The sequence below is a fragment of the Fervidobacterium gondwanense DSM 13020 genome (assembly GCF_900143265.1).
GTDB classification, from domain to species: Bacteria; Thermotogota; Thermotogae; order Thermotogales; family Fervidobacteriaceae; genus Fervidobacterium; species Fervidobacterium gondwanense.
The window spans coordinates 65,709-77,692 of the sequence record NZ_FRDJ01000005.1; the positions used below are offsets into that span (position 1 = coordinate 65,709).

Annotated in this window: 11 protein-coding genes; 5 read left to right on the forward strand and 6 right to left on the reverse strand. The window is 39.0% G+C overall.

Annotation, left to right across the window (positions count from 1 at the left end):
• Positions 1 to 3: 3 nt before the first annotated feature.
• The 6 genes from BUA11_RS05765 to BUA11_RS05790 form a co-directional block, all read right to left on the reverse strand.
• Positions 4 to 567: a DUF4416 family protein gene (locus tag BUA11_RS05765; protein WP_072759336.1), complete on the reverse strand. Its 564-nt coding sequence runs from the start codon at positions 565 to 567 to the stop codon at positions 4 to 6.
• Positions 555 to 842, reverse strand: coding sequence for a hypothetical protein (locus tag BUA11_RS05770; protein ID WP_072759337.1), 288 nt, complete (start codon positions 840 to 842; stop codon positions 555 to 557). Before BUA11_RS05770 ends, BUA11_RS05765 begins: the two co-directional genes overlap by 13 nt.
• 902 nt (positions 843 to 1,744) lie before the next feature.
• A complete protein-coding gene (locus tag BUA11_RS05775; RefSeq protein WP_072759339.1) occupies positions 1,745 to 3,292 on the reverse strand; it encodes a Na+/H+ antiporter NhaC family protein in 1,548 nt (515 codons plus the stop codon).
• A 140-nt stretch (positions 3,293 to 3,432) separates the two neighbouring features.
• Positions 3,433 to 4,167, reverse strand: coding sequence for a Mut7-C RNAse domain-containing protein (locus tag BUA11_RS05780; protein WP_072759341.1), 735 nt, complete (start codon positions 4,165 to 4,167; stop codon positions 3,433 to 3,435).
• Positions 4,151 to 5,377, reverse strand: a complete 1,227-nt coding sequence (locus tag BUA11_RS05785; protein ID WP_072759343.1) for an adenylosuccinate synthase — start codon at positions 5,375 to 5,377, stop codon at positions 4,151 to 4,153. Before BUA11_RS05785 ends, BUA11_RS05780 begins: the two co-directional genes overlap by 17 nt.
• Before the next feature lie 45 nt (positions 5,378 to 5,422).
• A complete protein-coding gene (locus BUA11_RS05790; protein WP_072759345.1) occupies positions 5,423 to 5,698 on the reverse strand; it encodes an acylphosphatase in 276 nt (91 codons plus the stop codon).
• 357 nt (positions 5,699 to 6,055) lie between these two features.
• Here BUA11_RS05790 and BUA11_RS05795 point away from each other — a divergent pair, with 357 nt between their 5' ends.
• From BUA11_RS05795 to BUA11_RS05815, 5 genes are all read left to right on the forward strand, one after another.
• Positions 6,056 to 7,438, forward strand: a complete 1,383-nt coding sequence (locus tag BUA11_RS05795) for an aspartate kinase (protein WP_178137751.1) — start codon at positions 6,056 to 6,058, stop codon at positions 7,436 to 7,438.
• Between the two features lie 30 nt (positions 7,439 to 7,468).
• Positions 7,469 to 8,860, forward strand: a complete 1,392-nt coding sequence (locus BUA11_RS05800) for a homocysteine biosynthesis protein (protein WP_072759349.1) — start codon at positions 7,469 to 7,471, stop codon at positions 8,858 to 8,860.
• A 46-nt stretch (positions 8,861 to 8,906) separates the two neighbouring features.
• On the forward strand, positions 8,907 to 9,662 hold the full coding sequence (locus tag BUA11_RS05805; RefSeq protein ID WP_372589801.1) for a UPF0280 family protein: 756 nt from the start codon (positions 8,907 to 8,909) through the stop codon (positions 9,660 to 9,662).
• A 34-nt stretch (positions 9,663 to 9,696) separates the two neighbouring features.
• On the forward strand, positions 9,697 to 10,632 hold the full coding sequence (locus BUA11_RS05810; protein WP_072759351.1) for a methylenetetrahydrofolate reductase: 936 nt from the start codon (positions 9,697 to 9,699) through the stop codon (positions 10,630 to 10,632).
• A gap of 154 nt (positions 10,633 to 10,786) precedes the next feature.
• Positions 10,787 to 11,980, forward strand: a complete 1,194-nt coding sequence (locus BUA11_RS05815; RefSeq protein WP_072759460.1) for an L-cysteine desulfidase family protein — start codon at positions 10,787 to 10,789, stop codon at positions 11,978 to 11,980.
• The last annotated feature ends 4 nt before the right edge of the window (positions 11,981 to 11,984 follow it).

Here is an 11,984-nt window from a genome sequence, read left to right on the forward strand (position 1 = left end):
ACTTCACCTTCCTTTTTTCTCGAAAACTTGTCTCAAGTAATTCTTACGTTTCTCAAGGTACAATTCCCTAATCTTCGACAATTCCTCTTTATACACCTCTTCTTTGTAATTTGGATAAGTAAAATCGTAATCTTTCCACCTACCATTTATGTACATCAACGTCGGTTCGGCATATATCCCGTGTCCTATGTAAATTCTGTGAGGCCACATCTTTGTGGTTGCCAAGACAAATTGCATATGGTGCATATACCCCGGGTCGAGATTAAACCTTCGCTTTCCGTCGACGGCATACTTAAGCTCTATTTCGTTTGTCTTCACTTTAATCATCGAAAGCAAAGACGGATGGATAAGCCTTTCAAAACTTATAAGCCTTCCAATTATTCCTGAACCCATCTCTTCATTGTAGTAGAGCGTGTACTTTTCAAAATCCAAAGCATCGCTAACATAATCCATCGGTCCGAAAAGTGAAACAAGCTCGTCTTTAACCTCGTTAAACCAATAGTCAATATGTGAAGAGAACATAAAAATTACCAAATTAACAGGCTCTACAATCCTCACTTTTCCCATATAACTTCCACCTCGAATTGTGGAATCCTAACGATCTTAACTCTGTTACCGTACAGTCTTAAGATAGCTTCCCCGACTATGTGGTATGTACCCAGATTCATGTTTGTGACTCCGCTGTATTGCTTTCCATTCAAAAAATAAACGCCTCTCAACCCTTCAATCGTTACCAGCGGAGCATTCTTAACGTGTCTCATATAACTGAAAGAGAATAACAACAATAAAACACTTACAAGTGTCATGCCATAAAAAAGAACGCGTATTAAGTTTTTCGACATCTTACCACCTTTCCATTTCTGCCTAATTCTGCATTAAAACAAATTCCATATCAAAGTCACAAATTTCCAAAATTACCAATACACATGGATATTATACAACAAAAAACGAAAAAATGAACATCTTCGATGGTTATACTATTAACAAGCCAAAAATGTTTTGAATAAACGCAAAAATGAAAAATAACAATTTTAGTCTTGAATTAACTTTGATAGCGTTAGAAAAACAACTCAAGATATAGTACATGACATGGTTTATAATAACAACAAATTGTGATGTGGTAAGTTAGTGGTAAGTTTCTGGTAAGTAAGTGGTAAGTTTTTACCAGCTTTGGTAAGTTTTTAAATACAACAAATTGTGGCTAACAATTTTAACATACTATATATACGAAATTGCAAATTGTTCTCAATAAGAAAACTTACCAAACTTACCAATAGTGAAAAATTTCTCTAATTTTAGGCACGCCTAATTGCACTCAAATCGTTTATTCATGCGCATTTAAAAAACTTACCACCGAAAATACCGCTTAAATACTTGATTTCTACTAAAAACTTACCAAGGTGGTAAGTTGTAACAAAAAGGTGGTAAGTTGTAATATGAGTCTATAGTCAAGATTTGGTGTGAGGTTTTTGGTTACATTTGAGTAAACTTACCAAACTTACCACCACTATATATAATACTACTACTATCTTATAGATAGTATATATACTATCGTTAAGGTATAGGGAGGTAAAAAGAAGAGTTAGCTTTTAAGAAAATATGAAATGAAGCCATTCTGGAAGAATTTCATATCATATTGTATGCGCAATAAACAAAAAACATAAAAGCCCGTCCTATGCAGACGGGCTAAAAACACATTAACAAAAGCTGATTTAAGAACTATTCGTATAAAGCAGAAACGAATTTAAGAATCGATACGTTTTATTGAATATCTATTCAAAACTCTTGCAAGTAGAATAACTAATACCAAACCAACAGTGATTAGAATGAATGGAGAAGTCCTGAAAGCACCGTAGACGAAATACATTAACAAAGCAACGAATGCGGTAAGCAATGCATATGGTATCTGTGTATTGACATGGTCCATATGGTCACTTCCAGAGAATATTGATGACAAAACTGTGGTGTCTGATATTGGTGAGCAGTGATCTCCAAATATAGAACCAGCAAAGACAACACCAGCCATGCTTGTTACTGACAACCACGCATCTCCAGTAACTTTGTATGCTATCGGTATTGCTATCGGCGTGAGAATTGCCATCGTTCCCCAAGAAGTACCGGTAGCAAATGAAACAAGAGCACCTATTATGAAAATTATAGGCGGTATCAAGAAGAACGATGAATCCTCTTTAACTAAAGAAACAACGTAACCTGAAAGATCAACGTCCTTAGTGACACTACCAATCGACCAAGCAAGTACCAATATCGCACAAGCTAACAGCATGAGCTTGAACCCATCGAGAACAGTTTTCATAGTCTCTGAGATAGTCATGAGCTTAAATCCAATAGCTATGGCTATGCCGGTAAGCATCATAGCGAACGCTCCCCATAGAAGTGCCGTCGCAGCATCTGCATTACCGAGCTTCTCAATAAGCGTCGCTCCACCTGCCTTAGCACCCGTGTAATAAAATCCCCATATCGTAACACCTATCAAAGCAACTATCGGTAGAACGAAAGTTAAAATCATCGGCTTAGTCTCTATCGGCTTTCCGAGTTCAAAGTCAACATCCAACATTGGTACTGCACCGTCACGCTTCGTCTTTCCTTCTTTCTGAGCCCTTAGCTCTGCTTTTAGCATCGGACCAAAGTCCCAGGAAGTGATAGCTATAATACCAACGAATAGGACGGTAAACAGACAGTACAGGTTAAACGGAATGCTACCAAGAAAAGCTGAGAGTGGTGAAATTCCGGTTATATTTGCACTTTCCATACCTTTCTGAATCATACCAAGCTGGTATGCGATCCAGTCAGATATGAAGAACGTCGCAACAGGAGCCGATGTCGAGTCTAAGATGTATGAAAGCTTCTCTTTAGAGATCTTGTGTTCTTCAAATATGTCGCGGGTCACGTTACCGACAATCGCTGCATTTATGTAATCGTTAAAGAAAACAATCACACCGAGAAGCCAAGCCCAAACCGTAGCTGAACGCCTCGTTTTAATTTTAGTTTTCGCCCAGTCTGCCAATGCTTTGCTTCCGCCAAGTTTCCAGATGAATGCAATTCCAGCACCCATGATGAGGTTGAAAAGCAGTAATTTTGCATTCCACTCATCAGCAACTGAGCCAACTATCTTATCAAGAGAATAACCAAATGCTGACAGCGGGTTAAAGGAATTCAAAAGTAATCCGCCAGTGAAGATACCTAAGAAGAGTGAAAGAAGGACGTTCTTTGTAATGAAACAGAGGACAATAGCAACTAAAGGTGGCAAAATTGACCAAATGGTACCTGCCATAGAAACACCTCCCCAAATCTCGTAAATCTCTTTGATAAAATCTCTCTCTTGAAAATTTATTTGAAGACTTTTGATAAATGAATTATTCTTTGAAAAAGAGAGTGCGAAAAAGATTAAGAGCAGGAATTTATAGAGGAATATCACACGTATTTTCTAATTTCTTCGATGAATCTATTCATTTTCTCGTAGTGAGTCCCACCCCAGTATATCTTTTCGCATCCGCTGCATATCGAAAATTCGTCGTACATTTCTTTAACTTTCTCAGGAATTTTGTCGAGTATCTTAGACTTTTCAATAGGCAAGAGCTTACCGTTGCATAATATGCACCTTTTAAATGGGTTAAACCAATTTTTTAACTTGTATCTTCTGGATACTTCAATCAATTGTTGTTTTGGCTCGTCGGACCTAACAATGTATCCATATTTAACCTCACTATTCTTGAGCATCATCCTGTCTTTGGTAAGTATTATCAAGTCTTCGTTTCTTGCCTTTTCAATAATCTTTTCATCCTCTATAATCCCAAAATCTGCGTATATTCCAAGCATTCTTAGGTATCTTGCAAGCCCACCTAAGTGTATGTCTAAGATGAACTTTGGTTCTCCTTCGTATTTCGGTGTCAGAATGTATTCTTCCGGAATCTCCAAATCGCTATCGGGATAAACGAAATACATCTCACCATTTTCAACTATCTTGTCGAACTTCACAAATTTACCGTTGAGAGTAATAAAATACACCTCGGTGTGCGGAACACCGAGGCGTTCTATGCAATCTTTTATCGTCTGGTTTACTCCAGGCTCCAATTCAATCATTCTTGCTTTGGAAAGGTCTGTGAGACTTCCAAAAAACGTTATCGATATTCTAATTTTCTTTTCCATCTTCAAAGCTCACTATATCTTCTACATTTGCGCCTGTTGATATGTAAGTAATTTTTCGTCCGGTTTCTCTTTCCAAGAATTCTACAAATTTAGCAAAGTTTCTGTCGTTTAAATCTTTCCAACCTTGGAATTCGACATATTCTACATCGGTCTTACTGAGCATTTCTAAATCCGTGGGTATATCTATCTTCTTCCCATCTATCGCATACCTAACACCGACAAGAACTTTATCCATCCCAGAGAGTACGTCTGCCTTTGTCATTATCATCTCGGTACAGTCAGATATTTCTATGGCGTATTTCAGAAGTGGTAAGTCGAGCCAGCCGCATCTTCTTGGTCTTCCAGTTGTTGCTCCGTATTCTTTTCCTGCTTTTCTGAGTTTTTCTGCGTCTTCTCCGAACAACTCAGTTGGGAACGGACCTTCGCCAACTCTTGTGAGGTAAGCTTTGAAAACGCCTATTCTTTTATCGATGTTCATCGGATAGCCGAGCCCCGGTTCAACGCCTGTTGTGTTACAGTACGTACCTGTGACGTACGGATAACTTCCCATGTCTATGTCGAGCAATACACCTTGTGTACCCTCAAAGAGTACGTTTGAATTTTGTAATTCTTTACGTATTTCGATAGGTGATACAACAAAACTTCTTATTTTTTCGTATTCTTCAAAGATCTTATCGTAGTCTGTCCAATCTATCGAATAGAGATTTTTGTATAACTCGGATATGAACTTCAATTTTTCGAGTGCATTTTCTTGGTTTTCAAAATCTACAAGCCTCAAACCTATTCTGTGAACTTTATCGGCATATGCGGGTCCTATTCCTCGTTTTGTCGTTCCAACTGCTTTGTCTCCCTTTGCCATTTCAAACTTTTCATCGAGCATTTTGTGGACTGGCAAAACAACGTGTGCAAGGTTCGATACTTTTATTCTTCTTGACACATCGAATCCAAGCCTTTTCAGTTCTTCGATTTCGCTATTAAGCACTCCAAGGTCCACGACGACACCGTTGGATATATAACCGATTGTATCTGTTCTCACATCAAACGATGGTACTAAATGATGTACTAATTTAAAATTCCCATACTCGACGGTGTGTCCTGCGTTGCTACCACCGCTGTAGCGCACTACGTAATCGTATTCACGGGAAAGATAAGTCGTTACCTTTCCCTTACCTTCGTCCCCCCAATGCAGTCCATAAACTATGCTTTTCATGCTTTCCATCTCCTTTTTTAAAAAGTTCTTTCGGTAACCATAGACTTAAAATTCGACGTGGAAATCTTTGTAATCCTGTTCAGGTAGTTCTTTTTCATCGAAATCTGAGATGTAACTCCAACCATTTCCTTCCATGATTCTTCTGTAAAGTTCGTTCAGCTGCTCAGCGTTACCGCCTGCTACTATCGTCACGCTACCATCGTCTTCGTTTTTGACATACCCTTTCACGCCTATCGCTCTTGCAACGTTTTTGACAAAGTGCCTGAATCCAACTCCTTGGACTATGCCTCTCACATTCCACCTTTTCCAGATTGTTTCCATACAACCACCTTCCGTGGATCGAGTTACATAAATTCACAGAGAAAGTCACGATTTTTTTATAGCACAATTTTCCCAAAATTCAATCTTGCGTTTTTGGGATTTTTTTAGTATAATTCTAAAAAATTTCAAACGGGGGAATTCTTAGTGAAGACTGAGCTTTTCGAAACTGTGAAAAGAGGGTCTTTTCTGAGTGATATCACACTAAACAATAATGTATTCATGATGGCTATGATGATGTGGCGTACCGACCGTTGGGTATGCCTCTGATGTTTTGGAACGTTAAACCAACGGTCGGGTGAGAAAATCACCCGACCGTTTTTTTATATATTTATGCAATACGAAAAGGGGGTTAGAAAATTGGAGAAAAGATTTCTCGTATTAAAATTCGGAGGTTCAAATTTTAAAGATTTTGAATGCTATTCAGAGGTGAAGAGAAAGATAGGTGAGGTAGAAGAAGTTTTTAAAGATAAGCACCTCGTAATTGTCGTTAGTGCGGCTTTTGGCACTACGGACAAACTTCTCCACGCACTCTACAATTTTCGTGATCAGAAGGTTGATAGCATTATCGACGAGATTTATGAATTCCATTTACAAGTTTTGAATAATCGTACTGACGGTTATTTCGAGTCTTTATTCGAACGCATTCGTGAATTGTTAACGGTTGTAAGAATTCTCAACAAAGTGCCTCCTTTCTTGAAGGATGAATTTCTGAGCCATGGTGAACAGATTAATGCCTACACGCTGTTGAAATTTATTGAAGATGAAGATAGTAGATTTGAGTTAAAAGACGCTGGCGAATGGATAATTACAGATGGAAAATTCGGAAATTCGACAGTTCTTCTTGAGAAGACAAAAGAAAAAATTCAATCAGAAATAAATAGATGGAATGGTGTTCATTCAATAGTCCCTGGCTTTTACGGCCGTTCCGTGGAGGGTGATGTTACGTTACTTGGACGAGGCGGGAGCGATTACACCGCTACTACTTTAGGTTACTCTCTTGATGCCGAAGCTGTGTTCTTGTTCAAAGACGTTAATGGGTTTTTGTCATGTGATCCAAAAGTCGCCGAATCACCATACATTGTTAAGTCTATGAGCTACGATGAAGCTGACGAGCTGTCGTACTTTGGCGCTAAAGTTTTGCAATACAATTCCATAGAGCCATTAAGAAAAAGCTCGATTCCGCTTTATGTCTGTAGCTTTGATGGTGTTTTTGATTTGAATAGGTGTACGAGAATTTCGGATGATAAACACGTTACCGAAAGTTGTGTTAAGAGTATTTCCTACACAGACGACGTTGCAGTCGTTCAATTCAAAGGAAGAAACCTTGGACGTGTGCCAGGAGTCTTGGGGGAAATTTCATCTAAAATAGCACACGGAGGGGTGAATATAAAGTTTGTCATCACGTCTCAAACATCGATTAACTTAATAGTGTCTAAAAGCGCATTAAGCGATGTCTTAAGAATTGCTGAGACAATTCGATTAGACGATATAGATGAAATTTCATACAAGATAGATAAAGCTCTCATAGCACTTGTAGGTCATGGGATGCTCGATAAACATGGCATCGCCGCGAAAGTGTTCAGCGTTCTTGCAGACAACGGTATTAATGTAGAGATGATCTCGGCAGGTTCAAACGAGGTTTCGTTTTATCTGATAATAGATCGCAAAGATCTTGAAGTATCTTTGCGTGCGATTCACAGAAGTCTTTTTGAAAATCGTGTTTTCTCCAATATTGGTTGATAATATAGTTCAAAAAGGGGGAAAAGCTTTATGAACAGAACAATTGAGGAAATAAACAAAAAGATATTGGAAGGGAACGCTGTTGTCCTAACTGCAGAGGAAGTGGTGAAACTCGCGAAAGAGGAAGGAGTTAAAGAAATTGCAAGAAAGGTTGATGTGGTTACGACAGGGACGTTTGCACCGATGTGTTCAAGCGGCGCTTTTATAAATTTCGGTCACACCTTTCCACCCATGCGGATGGAAAAAATAACACTCGGTGGTGTGGAGGTGTACGGTGGGATAGCGGCAGTTGATGGGTATATTGGTGCAACGCAAGAGTCTGCATACGACAAAACATTCGGCGGTGGACATGTCATCGAGTTGTTGATACGAGGGGAAAAGGTGCTCCTTGAAGCTTTTGGAAAGGGAACGGATTGTTATCCTCGGAAGCATTTTAAAGGATACGTCGATAAACATTCGATTAATGACTTTTTCTTGTTCAATCCGAGGAATGCTTATCAGAACTACGCTGCTGCAACAAACGGCTCAGATAAAGTGATTTATACTTACATGGGGAAACTGCTTCCAAACTATGGTAACATAACATACTCGACTTCCGGGGAACTCAGTCCATTGCTCAAAGACCCGAAGCTCCTGACGATAGGCATCGGTACGAAAATCTTCCTTGGGGGTGGAGTAGGTTACGTGAGTTGGTACGGAACGCAATTCAGGAATACAATCAAGGAAAATGAGAACGGTATCCCCATCTCACCTGCTCGAACTCTTGCACTCATAGGCGATGCGAAGAAGATGAGTGCGAAATATATCAAGGGAGCATATTTCAAGAACTACGGTACCACGCTTTTTGTTGGAGTTGGAATTCCAATCCCAATTCTCAGTGAAGAGATAGCCTACTATGTGAGCCTTTCAGATGAACAGATACACACCGAGATAAAAGACTATTCCGTGCCGGAAAGACCGACACTCGGTGTTGTTTCATATGCGCAATTGAAATCTGGAGAAGTGGAGCTACTTGGAAAAGAGGTCAAAACATCTTCTCTTTCGAGCTTGAAAGTTGCAAGAGAGATTGCGGAAGAATTGAAAACGTGGATGCTGAATGGCGAGTTCTTGCTCACAAATCCTGCTTATAATTTGCATGAAGAAAGAAGCTTGAAGAATCTTTACAATGCAAAAGAACTTGACTTAGAGATGGAAGAGAATTATCTTGAGCTCAGAGCAACTTTGGAAAGAGATAAATCTTGTGTGCACTGCGGCGCTTGTGTCTCTGTATGTCAGTATTCCGCTTTTCAATTTTCTAATGGAAATGTGTTTCTTGCTAAAGATAAATGCACGGAATGTTTAGTTTGTGCAGACGTGTGCCCTGTTGGATTAAGACTTCCGTATGACAAGGCTGGAAAAGAGACCTTTGATATGCCATATTAGCTGAACTACGTATTGCTGAATTGATTGGTTGCGGGTGGTGAGACTTTTGGAAAGTGGTAAAAAAATCCCAGTTACGAAGAGATTCTACAGAGATTTTTATTCAGATAGGTTAGAAATGTTCTATGTTAAATACAAATTCACCGACTTATGTATCAGGGTTGATAAATTTGAGAAGAGTATGCTTGGAACAGTATACGATTTGGTGAAGACAAATTATGAAGCCTTGGAATCGTATATAAATATTCACAAAGAATTTTATGCTTCCTTGGTACCTGTTGAATGTTTGGAAAGAGTGCCAGATATTGTGTTAATGATGGATAATGCTTCGAAATTAGCCGATGTTGGTCCCATGGCAAGTGTTGCCGGTGCGTTTGCGGATATAGTTGGGAATCACTTGGTCGAAAATTATAGATGTGAGGAGGTTGTGGTAGAGAACGGCGGAGATATATACATCAGGTCTAAAAAACCTGTCAAAATCGGGATATTTGCGAATTTCAATAGCGAATTTAACAAACTTTTGATAGTTTTGCCATCTGGAAGTTGGGGTGTGTGCACTTCTTCGGGAAAGATTGGACATTCCAGAAGTTTCGGCAGTACCGATGCGACGTGCGTTATCGCAAAGACTTCGGTAATCGCAGATGCATTTGCAACAAGATATGGGAACATCGTGCACAGTTCACTCGATTTTGAAAAATTGGAGATGATGGTAAAAGAGGATATTGAAAAGGAGAATATTTTAGGAGCGATTTCAATAGTTAACTCAAAATTGTTTGCTATTGGGAATATACAATTTTCCGTATAAATTATGAAATATTTGAGCATGAGGAGGTATTTTTGTGAAGATTCCAGAAAAACTCAAAGAAGGCAAAGTAATATCTATTGAAATAGTTCCACCAAAAAGAGGAGAAGATGTTGAGAATATATACAGAGCACTCGATAAACTGATGAAATATAACATTTCATTTGTAAATATTACTCGCCATCCTGTTGAGATAGAGTATATAGAGCACGACAATCAAATAATCAAAGTGCCGAAAGTGAAGAGACCAGGAACGATAGGTCTTACAGCAGCGATTATGAAACGATACGACGTGGACGTGGTCCCACACATAGTCTGCATAGGTATGAACAAATACGAAATAGAGGACCTGTTGATTGACCTTTCGATAATGGGTGTGGATAATGTATTTGTAATCAGAGGCGATGTTGACGAGCGATTTATAAATACGAAATCTGATTATAAATATGCCTACCAACTTGTTAGTCAGATTAACGAAATGAATAGCGGAAGGTACCTATATACGCAGGCGAAACCTACAGACTTTTGCATTGGAGTTGCAGGATATCCTGAAAAACACTATGAAGCTCCAAACTTTGAAACCGATTTGAGGTTTTTGAAGCAGAAAGTGGGAAATGGGGCAGATTTTGTAATAACTCAGATGGTCTTCAGTGCGGAAGTTTACAAAAGTTTTGTAGAACGTTGCAGGAGTGAAGGTATAAATGTTCCAATCATACCCGGTGTTAAACCATTGGTCAACAAGAAATCTCTATACATGGTACCTAAGAGATTTTTCGTCAGTATTCCGCAAAGCTTTGTCGAGGCTTTAGAAAACGCAAGAAGTAAAGAGGAAGAATATAACGTAGGAATCAAATTTTCTTTGAAGTTAATTGAAGCTTTGTTTGAAAGTGGGGCTCCGGGAGTTCACTTGTTTACAATGGGGCGTGGAGATGAAATATGCGAGATAATGAAAGAAATTGAGAATGTGTTGTAGCGAGTGGAAAAAATAACAATTTTCATTGAGTTTTTTTGGCATATGAATTTTGAGATTCTTTTGTCTACGAATTAAAATATATCCATCAGATGCATTTTTAGCTTCTTATTTTTGAAAATCAGGGGGAGTCGCGATGAGAAATGATCTTCGGGAAATAGTACGAACAATACTCTTCGACAACGTAAAGCTGTCATATGGATGCACTGAACCTGTTGCTGTTGGGCTTTCGGTTGCTGTTGGTAAGAAGTACCTTAAAGGAGATGTTCAGAAGATAGAGGTTTTAATGGATAGAAACACATACAAAAATGGTTTGGAAGTGGGAATCCCTGGAACACATCTTCACGGTTTTGAATTAGCAGTTGCGTTGGCTTACATTGTGGGAAAGGCAGAGCTCGGTTTGGAAGTTTTCAAATATGTGGATTCTGATGCTGTTATGAAAGCTTACGAATTGAAAGATAAGATTGTAGTCAAATACACAAACGATATGTACTTGCACATAAGAACACGGCTTTTGGGAGAAAACGATGTACTTGTGGAGATTACAGACTCACACGATAACGTAAGCAGGATAGTTGTGGATGGCAAAGAAGTGATTAACAACCAATCGAGTGCGAATTTTAAGAAAGACATTATTAAATCAATAAATCTTTCAGATATATTCGAATATGTTGAGGCTCCAGACAACGATGTTATTAAAATGGTTTCAGATGCTATACAATACAATCAGAATATTTCAAAGATAGGTTTAGAAGAAGAAATTACGTTTGGAAAGGTGCTCGAAGGAATGCCAAGATACGTCGCGTCTGGTGTTGATATGCGGATGAACGGTGCACTTCTTCCTGTGATGACCGTCGCAGGAAGCGGAAATCAGGGGATTTCTTGTACAGTTCCAGTTGCTCTTTATGCTGATGAACTCGGAGTTTTGAGTGATATTAAATTAAGGGCTGTACTACTGAGCATGTTGGTAACAATTTATATAAAGGCTTACACCGGGGCTCTGACGCCGATTTGCGGAGCAGGTTCTATAGCCTCAGCAGGTGCATCGGCGGGGATTACGTATCTTCAAAATGGCTCACACGAACAAATAAAGAACGCAATCAACAATGTCCTCGCAACGTTATTTGGAATGACTTGTGATGGAGCAAAAAGAAGCTGCGCTTTGAAAGCGAGCATCGGCACTCAGATGGCACTCAACGCAGCAAAACTATCCATGAACGATATGAACGTTCCGTGTGGAAATGGATTTGCTGCAAAGGATGTTGAAGAAACGATTAGAAGAATTGAAATTCTCACGAATTCTCTCAGAAATTTTGATGAAAATGTCATTGACTTTATTGGTCACTGTTAAGTTA